This is a genomic window from Paralimibaculum aggregatum, from assembly GCF_030270585.1.
GTDB lineage: Bacteria > Pseudomonadota > Alphaproteobacteria > Rhodobacterales > Rhodobacteraceae > Thermohalobaculum > Thermohalobaculum aggregatum.
Window position 1 is genome coordinate 105,126 of record NZ_BSYI01000004.1, and the last position, 18,167, is coordinate 123,292.

Annotated in this window: 17 protein-coding genes; 9 read left to right on the forward strand and 8 right to left on the reverse strand. The window is 72.0% G+C overall.

Annotation, left to right across the window (positions count from 1 at the left end; translation table 11 throughout):
* Window positions 1-49: 49 nt before the first annotated feature.
* A complete protein-coding gene (locus QSJ97_RS03655; RefSeq protein WP_285670196.1) occupies window positions 50-1,459 on the forward strand; it encodes a hypothetical protein in 1,410 nt (469 codons plus the stop codon).
* Here QSJ97_RS03655 and QSJ97_RS03660 read toward each other — a convergent pair.
* From QSJ97_RS03660 to QSJ97_RS03695, 8 genes are all read right to left on the reverse strand, one after another.
* Entirely contained in the window at window positions 1,444-3,456 is a 2,013-nt protein-coding gene (locus QSJ97_RS03660) for a mechanosensitive ion channel domain-containing protein (protein ID WP_285670197.1), read from the reverse strand. The two genes, QSJ97_RS03655 and QSJ97_RS03660, sit on opposite strands and share 16 nt — an antisense overlap.
* A 29-nt stretch (window positions 3,457-3,485) precedes the next feature.
* Complete coding sequence (locus tag QSJ97_RS03665) at window positions 3,486-4,748, reverse strand: patatin-like phospholipase family protein (RefSeq protein ID WP_285670198.1); 1,263 nt, start codon at window positions 4,746-4,748, stop codon at window positions 3,486-3,488.
* Window positions 4,749-4,848: 100 nt separating this feature from the next.
* The gene (locus tag QSJ97_RS03670; RefSeq protein WP_285670199.1) at window positions 4,849-5,109 is read right to left on the reverse strand and encodes a YMGG-like glycine zipper-containing protein; all 261 of its coding nucleotides are present in this window, start codon (window positions 5,107-5,109) and stop codon (window positions 4,849-4,851) included.
* A gap of 22 nt (window positions 5,110-5,131) precedes the next feature.
* A complete protein-coding gene (locus QSJ97_RS03675; RefSeq protein ID WP_285670200.1) occupies window positions 5,132-5,527 on the reverse strand; it encodes a Rap1a/Tai family immunity protein in 396 nt (131 codons plus the stop codon).
* 145 nt (window positions 5,528-5,672) lie between these two features.
* Entirely contained in the window at window positions 5,673-6,695 is a 1,023-nt protein-coding gene (locus QSJ97_RS03680; protein ID WP_285670201.1) for a CaiB/BaiF CoA transferase family protein, read from the reverse strand.
* 11 nt (window positions 6,696-6,706) lie between these two features.
* Window positions 6,707-7,225 carry a thioesterase family protein gene (locus QSJ97_RS03685; RefSeq protein ID WP_285670202.1) on the reverse strand — a complete coding sequence of 173 codons (519 nt, stop codon included), beginning with the start codon at window positions 7,223-7,225 and terminating at the stop codon, window positions 6,707-6,709.
* 2 nt (window positions 7,226-7,227) lie between these two features.
* Window positions 7,228-8,010, reverse strand: a complete 783-nt coding sequence (locus tag QSJ97_RS03690; RefSeq protein ID WP_285670203.1) for an enoyl-CoA hydratase-related protein — start codon at window positions 8,008-8,010, stop codon at window positions 7,228-7,230.
* A gap of 99 nt (window positions 8,011-8,109) precedes the next feature.
* The gene (locus QSJ97_RS03695; protein ID WP_285670204.1) at window positions 8,110-9,312 is read right to left on the reverse strand and encodes a sialidase family protein; all 1,203 of its coding nucleotides are present in this window, start codon (window positions 9,310-9,312) and stop codon (window positions 8,110-8,112) included.
* A 312-nt stretch (window positions 9,313-9,624) separates the two neighbouring features.
* On the opposite strand from QSJ97_RS03695, the gene QSJ97_RS03700 reads away from it, so the two are divergent.
* From QSJ97_RS03700 to QSJ97_RS03735, 8 genes are all read left to right on the forward strand, one after another.
* Window positions 9,625-10,926, forward strand: a complete 1,302-nt coding sequence (locus QSJ97_RS03700) for an ABC transporter substrate-binding protein (RefSeq protein WP_285670205.1) — start codon at window positions 9,625-9,627, stop codon at window positions 10,924-10,926.
* Between the two features lie 57 nt (window positions 10,927-10,983).
* Complete coding sequence (locus tag QSJ97_RS03705; RefSeq protein WP_285670206.1) at window positions 10,984-11,853, forward strand: branched-chain amino acid ABC transporter permease; 870 nt, start codon at window positions 10,984-10,986, stop codon at window positions 11,851-11,853.
* Complete coding sequence (locus QSJ97_RS03710) at window positions 11,846-12,802, forward strand: branched-chain amino acid ABC transporter permease (RefSeq protein ID WP_285670207.1); 957 nt, start codon at window positions 11,846-11,848, stop codon at window positions 12,800-12,802. Before QSJ97_RS03705 ends, QSJ97_RS03710 begins: the two co-directional genes overlap by 8 nt.
* Entirely contained in the window at window positions 12,799-13,566 is a 768-nt protein-coding gene (locus QSJ97_RS03715; protein ID WP_285670208.1) for an ABC transporter ATP-binding protein, read from the forward strand. Before QSJ97_RS03710 ends, QSJ97_RS03715 begins: the two co-directional genes overlap by 4 nt.
* Window positions 13,556-14,263: an ABC transporter ATP-binding protein gene (locus QSJ97_RS03720; RefSeq protein ID WP_285670209.1), complete on the forward strand. Its 708-nt coding sequence runs from the start codon at window positions 13,556-13,558 to the stop codon at window positions 14,261-14,263. The genes QSJ97_RS03715 and QSJ97_RS03720 overlap by 11 nt, the downstream gene beginning before the upstream one ends.
* The gene (locus tag QSJ97_RS03725; protein WP_285670210.1) at window positions 14,235-14,876 is read left to right on the forward strand and encodes a tetratricopeptide repeat-containing protein; all 642 of its coding nucleotides are present in this window, start codon (window positions 14,235-14,237) and stop codon (window positions 14,874-14,876) included. Before QSJ97_RS03720 ends, QSJ97_RS03725 begins: the two co-directional genes overlap by 29 nt.
* Window positions 14,877-14,925: 49 nt before the next feature.
* On the forward strand, window positions 14,926-17,376 hold the full coding sequence (locus QSJ97_RS03730) for a heavy metal translocating P-type ATPase (RefSeq protein ID WP_285670212.1): 2,451 nt from the start codon (window positions 14,926-14,928) through the stop codon (window positions 17,374-17,376).
* Between the two features lie 184 nt (window positions 17,377-17,560).
* Complete coding sequence (locus tag QSJ97_RS03735; RefSeq protein WP_285670213.1) at window positions 17,561-18,118, forward strand: lipid-binding SYLF domain-containing protein; 558 nt, start codon at window positions 17,561-17,563, stop codon at window positions 18,116-18,118.
* Window positions 18,119-18,167: the final 49 nt, after the last annotated feature.

Sequence of the window (18,167 nt, forward strand, 5' to 3'; positions counted from 1 at the left end):
CGCCGGGCTTGCGGCCCCGGCGCCGAGGGGCTCTGATGGACAGCCCGCCATGACAACATCCAGTTCCACAGCCACGACATCGAAACAGGACACGCCGCTCGGCGTGCTCGTGCTGCTGACCACGGCCGCGGTCACGCTCGGGGAATGGGGCCTGCTGGGCGGGCTCGCGGCGCTGCCCGCGGCGCTGGCGCTGGCGGCGCTGGTGCTGCTGGCGCGCCGGGTGAAGCGCACCGGCGCGATCTTCCTCGGCATCGGCATCGCGCTGCTCGTCTGGGCCGCCGCCACGCGGGCCGACTGGCCGGAGCTCGCCAGCCGGGCCTTCGGCACCGCGGCCTTCATCGCCGCCTTCTTCACCGCGCTCACCACGCTGCGCGTCGCGTCCTCGAGCTCCCCGGCGATCGAGCGCTGCGGGCGCTACCTGGCACAGCAGCCGCCCGGGCGGCGCTATCTCGCGCTGACCGTCGGCGGCCATCTCTTCGCGCTCCTGCTCAACTACGGCGCGCTGGCGCTGCTCGGCGGGCTCGCCGAGGCCAATGCCCGCTCCGAGAAGAACCCGGAGGTGCGCGCCCACCGGCTGCGGCGGATGCTGCTGGCGGTGCAGCGCGGCTTCTGCTCGACGCTGCCCTGGTCGCCCTTCTCCTTCGCCATCGCGGTGACGCTGACGGTGGTGCCGGGGCTGCGCTGGCTCGACATCGTGCTGCCGGCGCTGGTGAGCTCGGCGCTGATCGCCGGGATCGGCTGGGCGCTCGACACGATCTTCAAGCCGCGCCTCAGCGGCCCGCGTCCGCCGCGCCAGGTGATCGAGGGCGGCATCGGCCGGCTGGCGCCGCTGCTGGTGCTGCTCGCGGTGATGATGGTGTTGGTCGGCGGGCTGCATCTCGGCACCGGGGTGCGCGCCGTCGGGGTCGCGATGGCGGTGGTGCCGACGGTGGCGCTGATCTGGATCGCGATCCAGCGGCCGGAGGCGCCGCGCGCGGCGGTGTGCGCGGTGGCCGGCGGCTTCGCCGCGACCGGGCTGCCGGCCTATCGCGACGAGCTGGTGCTGCTGATGATGGCGGGCTTCATCGGCACGATGGGGGCGCCGCTGCTCGGGCCGATGCTGGCGGCCGGCGGGCTGGATCTCACCGTGCTGCCGGCCTGGGTGCTGCTGCCGGCGCTGGTGTGGCTGGTGCCGCTGACCGGGCAGATCGGCATGAACCCGATCCTCGCGGTCACGCTGCTCGGGCCGCTGCTGCCGAGCCCCGAGGCGCTCGGCGTGTCGCCGGTGGCGATGGTGCTGGCGATCACCGGGGGCTGGGCGCTCTCGGGCGCGAGCTCGCCCTTCACCGCCACGACGCTGCTGATCGGCGCCATGGGCGGGGTCAGCGCGCGCCATGTCGGGCTGGTCTGGAACGGGCTGTTCACGCTGCTGACCGGGTTCGCGCTCTCGCTCTGGGTGCTGGGCTACGGGCTGCTCTGAGCGCCGGGGGCGCCGCCGGACGGCAGCCCGCCTTGCCCGGTCAGCCCCTCGGTGTTGAGCAGGAGCTGCGGCGCGAAGAGCTCCACCCCCTTCTCGCGCAGCGCCTTCTGCAGCACCGCATAGGCCTTGCGCCGGATCACGAACTGCTGCCCCGGGCGCGCGGTGAACTTGCAGCCGATCTCGAAGCTGCGGCCCTGGATCGAGATCGCCCCCTGCGATTTCAGCGGCGAGATCAGCTTGCCCTCGAGCTCGGGGTCCTCCGCCAGCTCGGCGCCGGCCTTCTTGACCAGCTTGCGGACCATCTCGACATCGGTGTCGTCCGGCACCAGGAAGCTGAACTTCATCACCACATAGTCGCGGCTGTGGTTCTGGATCGTGCCCATCGAGGAGAACGGGATGGTGTAGATCGGCCCGTTGTGGTGGCGCAGCGTGGCCGAGCGCATGGAGATCCGCTCGACCATGCCCTTGCCGCTTTCGGTGACGATGTATTCGCCGATGCGGAAGGCATCCTCGTAGAGATAGAAGGCGCCGCTGATCACGTCGGACACCAGCTTCTGCGCGCCGAAGCCGACCGCGAGGCCGACCACGCCGGCGCTGGCGATCAGCGGGCCGATATTCACCCCGAGCGCCGCCAGCGCGGTCATCCCGGTGACGATCGCGACGACCGTGAGGCCGAATCGGCGCAGGATCGGCAGCACCGTCTCGATGCGCGAGCCCTCGGCCCCCATGCCGTCGCCGCCGGCATCGTCCTCGTCGGGGGTCTCGCCGGAGCTGCGCAGCAGCACCGTGAGCACCTGCCAGGCGGCGATGCCGGCGGCCAGCACGACGCCTGCCTCCACCACCCCCGAGACGATGCGGCCGATGCCGTCGCCCTCCTCCGGCGCCAGCGGGTCGAGCCCCCAGAAGCGCAGCAGCAGCACCGCGGCGAGGATCACGATCAGCCCCTCGGCCAGCACCGCCGCGCCGACGGTCCAGCCGCTCGGCCGCGTCGCCTCGATCTCGCTGCGCCAAACCCGGAGGCCGGCCACCGCCAGCGTGGCCAGCGCCAGCAGCAGGATGACCGGGCCGGCGCCGTTGCTCTCGCGCGCCGCCTCGCCCAGAAGGCCGAGCACGCCGGCCGCCTTCATCTCGGCATCCAGCGCATAGGCCGCGACGAAGAGCCAGACCCAGTTGCGTGCCAGGAGCGCCCGCCAGCCGGCATGCGGCTCGTCGCCCGCCTGCCGGTCGATCAGCGCCGAGATCGGCGCGCGCAGCCGCAGGAAGAACCAGATCCCCGCGGCGGCGTTCAGCAGCACCACCGCGAGCAGCCCCAGCACCGCCTCCGACACCGGCCCCACCATGGCGACCAGCACCGCGCGCAGCACCACGGCGGCCCCGACAAGGCCGACGAGCACGCGGGCATCGCGGCCGATATGCTGCGCCTCGGCATCGGTGAAGCCCATCAGCCGGCGCCCCGGCGCCCCGGGCCCGGCCAGCGCCTCGATTACCGCCCAGATGAAGCGCGCGAAGATCAGCGCATGGAGCAGCCCGAAGCCGAGCGCCGCGACATGCGGGTCCGGCATCAGGATGCTGCGCCCGATCAGCCGTGCCGCCAGCGCGAACACCGCGAGCGACAGCAGCCGGCCGGCAAACCAGCGCCCGCCGCGCGACAGCCGCTCGGCGAAACTGGCCGGCGGGGTCATGATCTCGGCGCGCGCCAGCAGCAGCCGCACCAGCCGCTCCACCCCGTAGGCGGCGGCCAGCGCGAAGAGGATGAGCACGAGCGCGTTCTCCGGCAGCGCGCCGAATGCCTCCGCGAGGCTCGCCGGCAGATCGCCCGCCGCGGCGAACGCCCCGGCCAGCGCGTTCTCGAGCTCCGCGACGGCGGAGAGCCCCTGCGCCGCGGCCGGCACCGGGGCGGCGCCGCCGGCCGGGGCCGCCGAACCTGCAGCCGGGCCCGCCGCCGCCGGGCCCGCAGCCGAACTTGCCGCCGCAAGCACCAGAACCGAAACGCTCATCCTGTCATTCCCCTCACGCGCCGCGCCACCTATTCGGCCGGTACAAAGTCGAGCGGATACGGGCTCCACCTGTTTCCGTCGAGGCCGACCTGGCGGCCCAGCTGGTAGAGGCTCGTCATGTAGACCGGGTCGAACATCTCGTTCGGCTCGGCGTCGAAATCCGTCGGGATCGCGGTGATGTTGAGGTCGAGCCCGTCGCGCTCGGCGACCGCGAAGATGCGGTAGACATCGCCCGAGCCCGAGCCGCCGATCAGGCTCGATGCCGCGGTGCCGGCGATCGAGAGCAGCCGCGGGCGCACCGGCGCATAGGGTTTCTCCAGCTTGTTGTTGATCACGACATAGACCGTGCGGTCGATCTTCACGCCGAGATCGTGATCGAAATCGCCGAGCCGGATCGCCGGGCTGTAGAGCATCACCTGCTGCGTCGCGCCGCCATCGACATGCATCTCGTCATAGCGCTTGCCGTCGACCTCGACCGGGATGATGCCGGGCGGGAACACCGCCGGGATCGCCGAGGAGGCCTGCACCACGTCCTGGATCAGGCGCTTGGCATCGGCATGGCCGCTGGCGGCGATGGCGCCGATGTTCCAGATCACCGGGCGCGAGGCGTCGATGTTGGTCGTGCCGATCATCAGCAGCCGCCCCTCGGCATAGGCCTCGGCGATGTCGGCGACGATCTCGTCGGTGATGTAGCGGTCGATCAGCTTGCGATAGCCGCGGGTGTCGAGCAGCGCGGTGCCGCCGGTCAACCCGGTGAAGAAGGTGCGGATGAAGAGATCCTTGCTGGAATAGGTCGTGTAGATCTCGCGCAGGGTGTCGTCGTGGTCGGGCCCGAGGAAGGCGAAGAGCGCGATGATCGCGCCGGTCGAGACCCCGGTCACCACCTGGAATTCCGGCCGGTCGCCGCGCGCCGTCCAGCCGGCGAGCAGGCCCGCTCCGAAGGCGCCGTCCGGCCCGCCGCCCGAGAGCGCGAGGCTGACATGGTGGATCGTCCGGCCCCCGGCGCTCTCCTCGCGGAACCGCTGGCGCACGCTGTCGGCGCGGATCTTCAGCACCCGGTCGACATCCTCCTGGCGCAGGCTGTCGCCCCAGATCCGCATCAGCGGCGCGTCGATGCCATAGGGATGGGCCTGCTCGAGCTTGTCCTCGGGCACCGCATTGCGCACCAGCACCGTGGTGCAGCCGGCGGCGGCGAGCAGAAGGCCGATGCCGAGGATCCGCGCGAGCAGCCGGCGCAGGCCCGCAAGGGTGACGCGGGCGCCCGGGGCGGAACGGGTCGCGGTCGGGGTCATGGCGAGAGCCTCCGTGCAGGGGAATGTCTGGCGCCAGCCGCGGGCAGCACCGGAAGGTGCCGGCACCGGGGCGGATCGGCCCCGGCGCCGGCACCCGCGATCAGTTGACGCTGCCGTCGTGATAGCCGCGACGATAGGCGGCCTGCTTGTCGCGCTCGACCTTGTCGACGATCAGGCCGCCGGCGAGGCCGGCGCCCGCGCCGATCGCGGCGCCGAGCCCGGCATTGCCGGCGATCGCGCCGATGAGCGCCCCGCCGGCGGCGCCGGCGGCACTGCCGGTGAGCGCGCGCTGCTGGCGGTCGTCGAGGCCGGCGCAGCCGGCCGCGAGAAGGGCGATGCTGAGGATTGCGGCGTGTTTCATTGCTCTGTTCCCTTCGCGGCGATCAGTTGCACGGATAGGCCTGCGCCGCGAAGCGCATCAGCCCCTCGACGGCCGGCACCGCGGCGGCGTCCTCGTTGGCCGCGACCCAGCCGACGAAGTCCGACACCACCTGGTTGCGGCTCGGCGCCGGGTCGGGCACGCAATAGATCCCGCCGGTCTCGGAGGCCGCGATCGCCGCGGTGTGGAGCTGGTGCACCCCCACGATGTAGCCGTGGCACATGTGGATGGCGGCGGCGTAGTTCAGGCTCTCCGGCGTCTCGGCGCAAAGGCCGGCCAGGTCGCTGGTGGTGGTAATCATGAACCGCACATCCTCCTCTGCCGAGGCGGTGCTGGCGGCGAAGGCGAGCACGGCAGCCGCGGCGAGGCCGGCCGGTCGGCAAGATCTGTCGAAGGTCATCGGTGTCTCCCTTTCCCGTCGATGGGGCGGAACGCAGAAACGATTGAAATCTTCCGGTATCAACCTGCACCGGAATAGACCATGAGGGCGGGGGCGGTCCAAGGGTTTTGCGCGCCCCGGCGGCAGGTGCGGCAAGCGCGCATGCTCAGCCGCCGGGGCGGCGGATCTCGACCGCATCGCCAAGCCGCGGCAGACCGTCGGCGGCAAGGTCCTCGGGCGCGAGCACCGGGGCGACGCAGGCATCGGTTCCGGCGAAATGCGCGGCCCAGTCGTCGCGGCCGCGCGCGGCGAACCGCGCGGCGAGGCCGGTACGGGCCGCCTCCCAGGTCTCGCGGCGGGCCATCAGCGCGGGCAGCTCGGGCCAGCCGAGCCCGTCGGCCAGCGCCGCGATGAATTTCGGCTCGAGCGCGCCGACCGCGATCCACTCCCCGTCCGCCGTGGCATAGGTGTCATAGGTCGGCATGGCGCCCGAGAGCGTGCCGCGCCAGGCCGCGCTCGGCTGGCCGGCGAGCAGCGTCGCCGCGGCCATGTCGGCGATCAGATAGCGCACGCCCCCGGTCATCGAGACCGCGAGCGCGCAGCCCTGCCCGGTCCGCCCGCGCTCGATCAGCGCCGCGAGCACCGCGGTCACCGCCATGCTGCCGCCGGCCCCGTAATCGGCGAGGAAGTTCATCGGCGCCACCGGCTTGCCCGCCGCGTCGCGGATCAGCGAGAGCGCCCCGGCGCGCGCGATGTAGTCGATGTCGTGCCCCGCCGCCCCGGCCAGCGGCCCGTGCCGGCCATAGCCCGAGATCTCGCAGAGGATCAGCCGCGGGTTCGCCGCGTGCAGCGCCTCCCAGCCGAGGCCGAGCGCCTCGAGCTTGCCGGGGCGCATCTCGCTGACCACCACATCCGCCTCCGCCGCCATCGCCAGGAAGCCATCGCGGCCCGCCGCCGACTTGAGGTCGAGCGGCACCGCGGCCTTGCCGGCGGCGAGCGCATCGGTCGGCCCGCCGCGGCCCGAGAGCACCGCGTCCCCCTCGGCTCCGGCATAGGCCGGCGCGGCCTGCCCGGGATTGACGATCCGCGTCACCGCGGCGCCGAGATCGGCCATCATCTTGGTGGCGAAGGGCCCGGGCGCGTTGACCGAGAGATCGAGCACCCGGATGCCGGTGAGCGCCGCCTGCACCGCCCGCCCCCTCAGCGCCGCTTCAGCGCGATGCCGGCGCCGGCCTGCGGCGGCGTCTCCAGCCCGCCATGCGCCGCGGCGATCGCCGCCAACCGCCCGGCCACCGGCGCGCGCCAGGCCTCCGGCCGCCGCGCCTCGAGATCGAAGGCGAGGCACTTCACCTCGTTGGTCGCGGCCAGCGTGCCGTCCGCCCGGTGCACCCGGTGGAACAGGATGTAGCGCTTGGCATCATGCGCCAGCAGCTGCGTGGTGACATGGATCGGCGTGCCCAGCGCCAGCTCGTCGAGATAGTGCACATGGTTCTCGACGATGATGTATTCGTGCCCGCCGCGCGCGCCGATGGTGCCCTCGGGCGCGTTGATCCAGTTCCAGAAGGCCCAGTTGGCATGGTCGCAGATCGTCAGGTAATGCGCGATGTTCACATGCTGGTAGTCGTCGATCCATTCCGCGCGCACCGCGGTCTCGAAGAGCCGGAGCGGCGCGGCGATCTCGCCGGTCCAGGGCAGCGGGTCGTCGAAGCGCTCGGCCATGCTCAGCGCCCCTTCCAGACCGGCGCGCGCTTCTCGGTGACCGAGGCGATGCCCTCGCGCGCGTCCTCGCTGTCATAGATCCGGCCATAGATCTCCAGCCCGCCGGCGCGGGTGATCTCGTAGGCGGCGCGCTCGGAGAGGCCCTCGCTGGCGCGGTCGACCTCCTTCACCGCCTGCAGCGAGAGCGGCGCCGCGGCGGCGACCCGTTCGGCCAGCGCCCGCGCCGCCGCCATCAGCCGGTCGGCGGGGACCACCTCGTTGACCAGCCCCCAGCGCGCCAGCTCGGCCGCCGAAGCGCGACGCCCGGTCATGATCATCTCCATGGCGATGGCCCGCGGCAGGCGGCGCGGCAGCCGGATCACCCCGCCGGCATCGGCGATGATGCCGATGGTCGCCTCGGGCAGCGCGAACTCGGCATGCTCGGCCGCGACGATCATGTCCGCCGCCAGCGCCAGCTCGAAGCCGCCGCCGAGCGCCATGCCGTTGACCGCCGCGATCACCGGCTTCTTCAGGTCCCAGTACTCGGTGAGCCCGGCAAAGCCGCCGATGCCCTGGTCGGCATCCGGCGCCTCGCCCTCGGCCGCGGCCTTGAGATCCCAGCCGGCCGAGAAGAAGCGCGCCCCGCCGCCGGTGACGATGCCGACCGAGAGCGCGTCGTCCTCCGCCAGCCGCCGGAACGCGGCGCCCAGCGCCTGGCTGGTCGCCGCGTTGATCGCGTTGGCCTTCGGCCGGTCGAGCATGATCTCCAGCACCCGGCCGCGGGTCTCGGTCCTGACCTCGTCCATGTCCCCTCGCCTGTCCACAGGGCGGCCCGCCGCCGCCGGTCCGCCGCGAGCCTAAGGGGAAATGCCGGCGCATTCCAAGCGGCGAAACGCCGGGCCGGCTCAGGCCCGCGCCAGCGTCTCCACCGAGAGCACGGTGGGCAGGTGGCGGGCGATCTCCCGCCAGGGCGCATCCGCGCCGCGCCGGGCGAAGACCGAGCCGGTATTGGTGCCGAAATAGAGCCCGGCCGGATCGCCCCCGTCGGTCGCCATGGCCTGGCGCAGCACGGTGAAATAGCAGTTCTCCTGCGGCAGCCCCTCGCGCAGCGCCTCCCAGCTCGCGCCGCCGTCGCCGGAGGTCCAGACCGCGGCCGCGGCCTCCGGCGGATAGCGCCCCTGGGTGTCGCCGTTGAGCGGGATCACGAAGATCCGCTGCGGGTCTTCCGGATGCACCGCCACCGGGAAGCCGAAACTCGAGGGCAGGCCGGGGGTGATCTCGTCCCAGCTGCGCCCGCCGTCATGGCTGCGGAACACCCCCTGGTGGTTCTGCTGGTAGAGCAGGTCGCCCGCCGCCGCCCCGGCGCGCACGAGGTTGTGGACGCAGAGGAACACCTCGGTCTCGCCGCCGCTCCCGGCGCCGTCGCCGCCGATGTTGGAGCGCCGGTTGCGCCGCTCCCAGCTCTGCCCGCCATCCTCCGAGGCGAAGACGCCGGCGGCCGAGATGCCGACCCAGAGCTTCTGCCCGTCCTCGGGATGGGTGACGATGCTGTGCAGCGTCAGCCCCGCCGCCCCCGGCTGCCAGCCATCGGCGGAGGGATGGCTGGTGAGCGCATCGAGCCGCGACCAGCTCGCGCCGCCGTCATCGCTGGCCAGCAGCGTCGCCGGCTTGGCCCCGGCATAGAGCCGCGCCGACCCGTGCGCGGCCGACCCGTGCGCGGCAGGCCCGCGGCCGAGCGACCAGATCGCCTTGACATCGCCGGTGTAGGGCGCCGGCGGCACCGGTGCGAAGCCATACTGCGCGGCCTCTTCCGGGTTGGCCTCGACCCAGGCGTCCATCTCGCCATTGGCGAGCTTGGCGAGCTCCCAGGTCTCGCCGCCATCGCCGGAGCGCCAGATGCCGGCACCGTGGAAGTCCCCGCCCCCGGCGGCCCAGAGCGCGCCGGTCTCCGGGCAGCCGATGGCGTGGTTGATCGGCCAGCCGCCGCAGAGCGGGCCGCTGGTCCGCCAATGCTCCGGGTCGCCGTCGCTGCGGAGCAGGAAGAGGCCCTTGGTGGTGCCGACCAGCAGGGTGACCGCCCCGGCCGGCTGTGTCGCGTCGGTCGTCATCTGCGCCTCCCAGATCGCGGATGTCTGGTGTACCATAGCAAGCAAATGGCGGATTTGCTCGCGGAGCGTTTCGCGCCCGGCGGCAGCGGCGGCCGGGCCCGCGGCGCGGAACGACCCGGCCGCGATGGCGATTGGTCCCCTATTGGATCTGAACCGGATCTATACCGGATCGCGCGAATCCGGATATTGGTCCTCGGCTGGTACAGCCAGAAATGCACCCGCAGGGCGCAATCCGGCCCCAAACCGTCTCGTAAACCGGGTTTGGGCTCGCTACGATCACCGCCAGAAACAAACGAATCACAGGGAGCCACAATGTCGCTGAACGGATTTCTCAACGGTCTCTCGCGCCGCCGCTTCATCGCCAGCACCACCGCCCTGATCGGTGTCAGCGCCGCTGGCGGGATAGCGGGCCGGGCCTATGCCGATGAAAAGGTGATCAAGATCGGCTTTCTCGCGCCGCTGACCGGGCCGGTCGCGGCCTGGGGCAAGCCGGGGCTCGACGGCTGCCGGATCTGGGCCGAATGGGTCAACGAAGCCGGCGGGATCAAGCTCGCCGACGGCAACTACACGGTCGAGTTCGTCGGCTATGACAACGAGTACGACCCGGCCAAGGCGCGCACCGGCGGCACCAAGCTGATCCGCGAGGACGGCGTCAGCTTCATCATGATGCTGGGCGGCGACACCTGGCCCGGCGTGCAGCCGGTGGCGGACAAGACCGGGATGCTGTTCTCCACCCTGCTGCCCTCGGACCTCTCGCCCGACACCACCACGCTGATCGCGCCGGCCGAGGTGCACCCGATCTACAACGTCACCGGCGTCGAATGGCTGGCGGAGAACCGGCCCGAGCTCAAGACCGCGGTGATGTGCGCGCAGGACGACGCGCTCGGCCTGCCCTCGGTCGCCACCTATCTCGCGGCCTTCGAGGCGGCGGGCATCGAGATGCAGTCGGAGCCGCTGCTGTTCGACCCGGCGACCACCGATTTCGCGCCCGTGGTCACCAAGCTGCTGGCCGACAACCCGGACATCGTCTGCCTCGACACCTGCTATTCCGACTATGTCCACCCGATCTGCGAGCAGCTCTTCCAGCAGGGCTACAAGGGCCAGATCATCTCCTGCACCGCCGATTTCTACGACCAGATCATCGAGAAGACCTCGAAGGAGTTCATGGAGGGCTTCGTCTTCCAGTTCCCGGATTTCGACGACCCGGCGCTGAACGGCGAGGGCATCAACTTCAAGGACCCGAACCGGTTCTTCGAGGTCTACAACGAGCGCCATCCCGGCGAGTGGGGCGCGGTGAGCTGGGAATACGCCTCGATCATGGATCTCTGGAAATCCGCCGCCGAGAAGGCCGGCAGCGCCGATCCGGAGGCGGTGATCGCCGCCATGCAGGAGGGCGGCAAGGGCAAGCACGCATTCGGCGATGCCGAGTGGTGGGGCAAGGATCTCTTCGGCATCGACAACGCCCTCGTCGGCAACTGGCCGGTGGTGGTGATCGAGGACGGCAAGGCCCGCATCAAGGCGATGAAATCCATCCCCGAATGGTACGCCAAGCATGGCGAGCTGCTGAAGAAGCACATGGCCGCCTATGGCCAGATGTGGGACCAGCGCGGCTGAGCCGAGCGGCGTGAGCGGCGCCTGCGGGCGCCGCGCTTCCGACCTGAGGATTGACGAATGACGGAACTCCTGGCGCAGACCGGGCTGAATGCGCTGTACGCCGCGAGCTACATCTCGCTGGTCGCGGTCGGCCTCGTGCTGATCTTCGGCGTGATGGGCGTGGTGAACTTCGCCCATGGCGAGCTGTTCATGGCCGGGGCCTATGCGATCGTGGCGCTCTATGCCGATATCGGCGTGCCCTTCCTTGCCGCTGTGGCGGCCGGGCTGGTCTTCGTGGGCGGGCTCGGGCTGCTGATGGAACGGGCGCTGTTCCGGCCATTGCGGGACAACCCGCTGGGCGGGCTGGTGGCCTCGATCGGCTTCCTGATGATCCTGCAGGCGCTGGCGGTGATGGGCTTCGGCGTGCGCATGGAGCATATCCCGCCGCCGACGCAGGACGTGATCGTGCTCTCCGAGAAGGTCCGCCTGCCGGTCTCGCGGCTGGTGGTGATCGTCTCGGCGGTGCTGCTGCTCTCGGCGCTCTGGTACTTCCTCAAGCGCACCCGCTTCGGCTGGGCGCTGCGCGCCTCGGCGCAGGACCCGGAGGCGGCGGCGCTGCAGGGCATCTCGATCAACCAGACGGCACGCATCGCCATGTTCATCGGCGCCGCGCTCGCCGGGGTGGCGGGGGCGCTCACCGCGCCGCTGGTCTCGGTCAATCCGCATATGGGGCATTCGGTAATCGTCACGGCCTTCATCGTCATCATCGTGGGCGGGGTCGGCTCGCTCGAGGGGGCGGTGGTCGCCTCCGTGCTCTACGCCTTCGTCCACACCATCGTGACCACCTTCTATGACGGGGTGGTGGCGGATATCGTGGGGCTCTCGCTGCTGCTCGGGGTGCTCGTCGTGCGCCCGACCGGCCTCTTCGGGACGGCCGACCGTGCTTAGGGCAGTGATCGGCATCGCGCTGGCCGCCGCGCTCGTCGCCCTGCCCCACGGGCTCAGCTTCTCGCAGCAGGAAATCCTCGTCTTCCTCACCATCAACGTGCTGCTGGTGGCCTCCTACCGGCTGCTCACGCTCACCGGCGAATGGTCGCTCGGGCATGTGGTGATCATGGGGGTCGGGGCCTATGCCTCGGCGCTGTTCACCAAGCAGCTCGGGCTGTTCGTGCCGCTCTCGATGCTGCTCGGCGCGCTCACCGCGGCGGCGGTGGCCTGGGCGCTGAGCTTCCCGCTGTTCCGCATGAAGGGGTTCTACTTCCTGATCGGCTCCTTCGCCGCGGGCGAGATCATCCGGCTGCTCTGGAAGCGGTTCCGCGATCCCTTCGGCGGGCCCAAGGGGCTGAAGGGGATCGACCCGATGCCCGACTTCTCGATCGGCTTCTACGATTTCGACTTCTTCGAGCCGGTGAGCTACTACTACTTCGCCGGCACGGTGGTCGCGGTCTGCCTCTGGATCATGTGGCGGATCGAGCATTCCCCGGTCGGCCTCACCTTCCACGCGGTGCACTGGCAGGACAAGCTGGCCCAGGCCTCGGGGATCGACGTGCGCGCCTACCGCACGCGGGCCTTCGTGATCGCCAGCGGCTTCGCCGGGCTCGCCGGGGCGCTGCTGGCGCATTACATCGGCACGATCAACCCCAACAGCTTCGATGTCGAGGTGATGGTCTTCGTGCTCACCTGGGCGATCGTCGGCGGCACCGCCACCTTCTACGGGCCGATCCTCGGCTGCGTGATGCTGACGGTGCTGAACGAGATCGTGCTGCGCGAGCTCGGCTTCGAGCAGATGCGCCCGCTGATCTACGGAGCGGTGATGATCCTCTCGATCCTGTTCCTGCCGAAGGGGCTGGAAAGCGTCGTCGAGCGCCTGGTCGGCCCGCGGAGGGCACGCGCATGAGCCCCATCCTCGAGGTCGACGGCCTGACCATGCGCTTCGGCGGGCTCACCGCCGTCGACGGGCTGAGCTTCTCGGTGGCCGAAGGCGTGATCCACGGGCTGATCGGCCCGAACGGCGCCGGCAAGACCACCACCTTCAACGCAATCTCCGGCTTCTACCGGCCGAGCGGCGGCGAGATCCGGCTGCGCGGCCAGGTGATCTCGGGCCAGCCGATGCACGAGGTGGCACGGCGCGGGCTGGTGCGCACCTTCCAGCATTCCACCCTCTTCGCCGAGCTCACGGTGCTGGAGAACGCCGTCGTCGGCACCCACATGGTGCACCGGCCCAACCTGCTCGCCGCGGTCACCGGCAGCGACCGGGCGGCGCGGGCCGAGGCGCGGGAGCGGGCGCGCGCGGCGCTCGACTTCTTCGGCCTCGCCGGGCAGGAGAACGAGCGCGCCGGCGATCTCGCGCATGGCCACCAGCGCGCCCTCGGCATGGCGGTGGCCTATGCCGCCGGGCCGCAGATCGTGCTGCTCGACGAGCCCTTCACCGGCATGAACCCGGAGGAGACCCGCGCCATGATGGTGCTGATGGAGAAGCTCCGCGACAGCGGCGTCACCATCCTGATCGTCGAGCACGACATGCACGCCATCATGGGGCTCTGCGAGCGCATCACCTGCATGAGCTTCGGCAAGCTGCTGGCCGAGGGCGCGCCGCGGGAGATCCGCGAGCACCCGGACGTCATCGAGGCCTATCTCGGAGGCACCCATCATGCTGCTTGAGATGCAGGGCGTCAGCGTCAGCTACGGCAAGGTGAGCGCGATCACCGATGTCTCGATCAAGGTGCCCGAGAAGGGCGTGGTGACGATCATCGGCGCCAACGGCGCGGGCAAGTCGACCACGCTGCGGGCGATCTCGGGCCTCGCGCGGGCGCGCACCGGCGAGATCCGCTTCGACGGCGAGCGCATCGACCGGCTGCCGCCCGACCGCATCGTCGCCCGCGGGGTGGTGCACGTGCCCGAGGGGCGGCGGATCTTCCCGGAGATGACGGTCGAGGAGAACCTCCACACCGGCGCCTTCCTGCGCCGGGGCGCGCCGGATGTCGCCACCGATCTCGAGAAGGTCTATGCCCGCTTCCCGCGGCTGCTGGAGCGGCGCCACCAGCTCGCCAAGACCATGTCCGGCGGCGAGCAGCAGATGCTGGCGATCGGCCGCGCGCTGATGGCCAAGCCCCGGCTGCTGCTGATGGACGAGCCCTCGATGGGCCTCGCCCCGGTGATCGTCGAGGAGATCGGCCGCATCGTCGAGGAGATCAGCGCCGAGGGGGTGCCGGTGGTGCTGGTCGAGCAGAACGCCGAGCTGGCGCTCGAGCTGGCCGACTACGCCTATGTCCTGGAAACCGGGCGGGTCTCGCTGGAGGGGCCGGCGCCCGAGCTGCATGGGAACGAGCATGTCCGCGCCGCCTATCTCGGGGTCTGATCCGGAGGCCCGCGCCGAACGGCTGGCGCGCGAGGAGGCGATGGCCCGCGCCGCCGGCTGGCGCGGCGCCGACCTCGCCTTCGAGCGGCTGACCGAGGCGGGCTGCGCGGCGCTGCATGGCGGCGACCTGCCGGCCGCCATCGCCGCCTTCGGCAAGGCCCGCCGGCTCGCCTTCTGGCGGATCGCCCGATCCGACCCGCGCCACGCCACCAGCCTCGCCAATGCCGCCATGGCCGCCCGCCTGGCCGGCCGCGAGGCCCGCGCCCGCCGCCTCTATGCCGCGGCGCGCCGGCGCTGGGCCGCGGTGCCGGGCCGCGTCGCCGCGGTCGAGCCGGCGCGCCGCGCCCGCAGCTCGCTCTTCCACCTGCGCATGGAGGCGCGGCACTGGGACACCTATGTCGCCAACCAGCGCAAGCGCCTCGCCGGTTTCGTCGCCGATGCAGATGCCGCGCTCGCCGCGCTGGCCGAGAGCCGCCGGCCCCCTGCCCGGCTCTATACCCGCTGGCGCGGCGAGAAGCCCCCGGTGTTCGACGAGATGCGCAAGCTGATGTCCGCCGCGCTGCTGATCGCCGCCCCGCCGGAGGACCGCCCGGAGGACCGCCTGGAGGCTTGACCCTCCAGCGGCTGGAGGCTCTATCTCCCGCTCCGAGAGGAGAGCCGCCATGCATGCATCCACCGATACCGAGGCCGAGCCGCAGGTGATCCGCGACCCGGTCTGCGGCATGACCGTCGACCCCGCCGCTGGCAAGCCGACCCACGAGCACGCCGGCCGCGTCTTCCACTTCTGCCGCGAGGGTTGCCGCGAACGCTTCGCCGCCGCGCCGGAGGCGCATGTCTCGGCCACCGACCCGGTCTGCGGCATGACGGTGGACCGCGCCACCGCGCGCCATCTCGGCCGCCACGGCACCGAGCGCGTCTATTTCTGCTCCGAGGGCTGCAGGCAGCGCTTCGAGGCCGATCCGGAGCGCTTCCTCGGCGACGCCCCGGCCCCCGAGCCGGCCCCCGCGGGCACGCAGTACACCTGCCCGATGGACCCCGAGATCGTCCGCGACGCGCCGGGCGACTGCCCGATCTGCGGCATGGCGCTCGAGCCCATGGTGCCGACGGCGGATGCCGGGCCGAACCCCGAGCTTCTAGACTTCCGCCGCCGGGTGATGCTCGGCGCGCCGCTGGCCGGGGCGGTGTTCCTGCTCGAGATGGGGCACCATCTCGGCCTGCCCTTCGCCGCCTGGCTGGGGCCCGACGCCTTCGTCTGGCTGCAGGCGGCGCTGGCCACCCCGGTGCTCTGGATCGCGAAGCCGGTCTTCGTCCGCGGCTGGGCCTCGGTGGCGAACCGCAGCCCCAACATGTGGACGCTGATCACGCTCGGCACCGCCGCCGCCTGGGCCTTCAGCATGGCCAGCCTGCTGGCGCCCGGCCTGTTCCCCGCCGCGCTCGGCGAGGGCGGGCGGCCGCCGGTCTATTTCGAGGCGGCGGCGGTGATCCTCGTGCTGGTGCTGGTCGGCCAGGTGATGGAGCTCGCCGCCCGCGAGCGCACCGGCGATGCGATCCGCGCGCTGCTCGATCTCGCGCCGAAGACGGCGCGGCGGATCACCGCGGCCGGCGAGGCCGACGTGCCGCTGGCCGAGGTCCGGGCCGGCGACCGGCTGCGGGTGCGCCCCGGCGAGGCGGTGCCGGTGGACGGCGTGGTTGCCGAGGGCGGCTCCGCGGTCGACGAGAGCATGCTCACCGGCGAGCCGCTGCCGGTGCCGAAGGCGCCGGGCGACCGGGTGACCGGCGGCACCCTCAACCGCACCGGCGGCTTCGTGATGGAGGCCCGCGCCGTCGGCGCCGACACCGTGCTCGCGCGCATCGTCGCGATGGTTGCCGCGGCGCAGCGCAGCCGCGCGCCGATCCAGCGGCTGGCCGACCGTGCGGCGGGCGTCTTCGTCCCGGCGGTGGTGGCGGTGGCGGTGCTCGCCTTCGCCGCCTGGATGACGTTCGGGCCGGCGCCGGCGCTCGGCCATGCGGTGGTCGCGGCGGTCAGCGTGCTGATCATCGCCTGCCCCTGCGCGCTCGGCCTCGCGACGCCGATGTCGATCATGGTGGCCACCGGCCGCGGCGCGCAGGCCGGCGTGCTGGTGCGCGATGCCGAGGCGCTGGAGCGGCTGGCCGGCGCGGATCTGCTGGTGCTGGACAAGACCGGGACGCTCACCGAGGGCCGGCCGCGGCTGACCGATCTCGCGGCCTTCGACGGCCATGACCGGGCGGCGGTGCTGCGCCTCGCGGCGGCGCTGGAGCGCGGCTCCGAGCACCCGCTGGCGGAGGCGGTGATGGCCGCCGCGGAAGCGGACGGCGTTTCGGTGCCGGAGGCCGAGGGCTTTGCCGCCGTCACCGGAAAGGGTGTCGAGGGCACCGTCGCGGGCGCCCGGCTCGCGCTCGGCAGCGCCGGCTTCCTCGCCGAGCTTGGCATCGCGACCGAGGCGGCGGCGGAGCGCCAGGCGGCGCTCGAGGCCGAGGGGCGCACGGTGGTGCTGCTCGCGGCCGATGGCCGGCTTGCCGGGCTGATCGCGGTCTCCGACCCGGTGCGCGAGACCACCCCCGAGGCGCTGGCGGGGCTTCGCGCGGCCGGCCTGCGCATCGTCATGGCCACCGGCGACAGCCCGCGCACCGCGGCGGCGGTCGCCCGCGGGCTCGGGATCGAGGAGGTCCATGCCGGGCAGAGCCCCGCCGACAAGGCGGCGCTGATCGCGCGGTTCCGCGCCGAGGGCCACCGGGTGGCGATGGCCGGCGACGGGGTCAACGACGCCCCGGCGCTGGCGGCGGCGGATATCGGCATCGCGCTCGGCAGCGGCGCCGATGTCGCGGTGGAGAGCGCGCATGTCACGCTCGCCTCGGGGGATCTGCGCGGCATCCTCAGGGCGCGCCGCCTGGCCGCGGCGACGCTGCGCAACATCCGCCAGAACCTCGCCTTCGCCTTCGCCTACAACATCGCCGGCGTGCCGGTGGCGGCGGGGCTGCTCTACCCGGTGTTCGGGGTGCTGCTGAGCCCGATGCTGGCGGCGCTCGCGATGAGCCTCTCCTCGGTCTCGGTGATCGGCAACGCGCTGCGGCTGCGCAACGTCCGGATCTGAGGGCCCGGATCCGAGGGCCCGGATCTGGGGCTCCGCACCGCGATCGGGCGGCGGTGGACCGGCCGCGGGGCTCGACAACCTCCGGTGTTGCGGTAGCGACCGGAAACGGTGATAGTCGCCCCGCAGCCGGCCCGCCCCGGCCTGTCCGCCGGGCGGTCCGCGCATCAACCGCGAGGAGACCCACATGCTTTCCAGACGCCTGATTCTCTCTGCCATCTGCGCCCTTGGCGTCCTTGGCCTCGCTGCCGCCGGCGGAGATGCGCGCGCCGCCAGCGCCGAGGAGCTCGAGCGCAAGGCCGATGCCACGCTCGAGACGCTGAAGGCCTCCGCCCCGGTCACCCAGAAGATGATCGACGATGCGGCCGGCGTGCTGATCTTCCCGAGCATCGTCAAGGGCGGCTTCATCATCGGCGCCTCGGGCGGCGAGGGCGTGCTGCGCGCCAGGGGCAAGACGCTCGGCTACTACCAGAGCGCCGCCGCCTCGATCGGCCTGCAGGCCGGGATCTCGGCCTATGGCTACGTGATGTTCCTGATGGACGACAAGGCGCTCGACTTCGTGCGCAAGACCGATGGCTGGGAGGTCGGCGTCGGTCCGGACGTCACCGTGGCCGACAAGGGCTTTGCCGACCGGCTCTCGAGCAGCTCGGTGAAGGAGGGCATCTATGTCTTCTTCGTCGATCAGAAGGGGCTGTTCGCCGGCGCCAGCATCGAGGGCAGCAAGATCTCGCCGATCGCGGAGTGATCCCGGCTCCGGCTCCCGCCGGGGGGCCACAGGACCCCGGCCCGGCAGG

Bases quoted from the DNA above. Each gene is read 5' to 3' on its own strand.
- QSJ97_RS03675 (WP_285670200.1), bottom strand. From the start codon at position 5,527: ATGACCTTCGACAGATCTTGCCGACCGGCCGGCCTCGCCGCGGCTGCC.
- QSJ97_RS03720 (WP_285670209.1), top strand. From the start codon at position 13,556: ATGCTGCTTGAGATGCAGGGCGTCAGCGTCAGCTACGGCAAGGTGAGC.
- QSJ97_RS03705 (WP_285670206.1), top strand. From the start codon at position 10,984: ATGACGGAACTCCTGGCGCAGACCGGGCTGAATGCGCTGTACGCCGCG.
- QSJ97_RS03730 (WP_285670212.1), top strand. From the start codon at position 14,926: ATGCATGCATCCACCGATACCGAGGCCGAGCCGCAGGTGATCCGCGAC.
- QSJ97_RS03735 (WP_285670213.1), top strand. From the start codon at position 17,561: ATGCTTTCCAGACGCCTGATTCTCTCTGCCATCTGCGCCCTTGGCGTC.
- QSJ97_RS03660 (WP_285670197.1), bottom strand. From the start codon at position 3,456: ATGAGCGTTTCGGTTCTGGTGCTTGCGGCGGCAAGTTCGGCTGCGGGC.
- QSJ97_RS03670 (WP_285670199.1), bottom strand. From the start codon at position 5,109: ATGAAACACGCCGCAATCCTCAGCATCGCCCTTCTCGCGGCCGGCTGC.
- QSJ97_RS03695 (WP_285670204.1), bottom strand. From the start codon at position 9,312: ATGACGACCGACGCGACACAGCCGGCCGGGGCGGTCACCCTGCTGGTC.
- QSJ97_RS03685 (WP_285670202.1), bottom strand. From the start codon at position 7,225: ATGGCCGAGCGCTTCGACGACCCGCTGCCCTGGACCGGCGAGATCGCC.
- QSJ97_RS03715 (WP_285670208.1), top strand. From the start codon at position 12,799: ATGAGCCCCATCCTCGAGGTCGACGGCCTGACCATGCGCTTCGGCGGG.
- QSJ97_RS03725 (WP_285670210.1), top strand. From the start codon at position 14,235: ATGTCCGCGCCGCCTATCTCGGGGTCTGATCCGGAGGCCCGCGCCGAA.
- QSJ97_RS03700 (WP_285670205.1), top strand. From the start codon at position 9,625: ATGTCGCTGAACGGATTTCTCAACGGTCTCTCGCGCCGCCGCTTCATC.
- QSJ97_RS03665 (WP_285670198.1), bottom strand. From the start codon at position 4,748: ATGACCCCGACCGCGACCCGTTCCGCCCCGGGCGCCCGCGTCACCCTT.
- QSJ97_RS03655 (WP_285670196.1), top strand. From the start codon at position 50: ATGACAACATCCAGTTCCACAGCCACGACATCGAAACAGGACACGCCG.
- QSJ97_RS03690 (WP_285670203.1), bottom strand. From the start codon at position 8,010: ATGGACGAGGTCAGGACCGAGACCCGCGGCCGGGTGCTGGAGATCATG.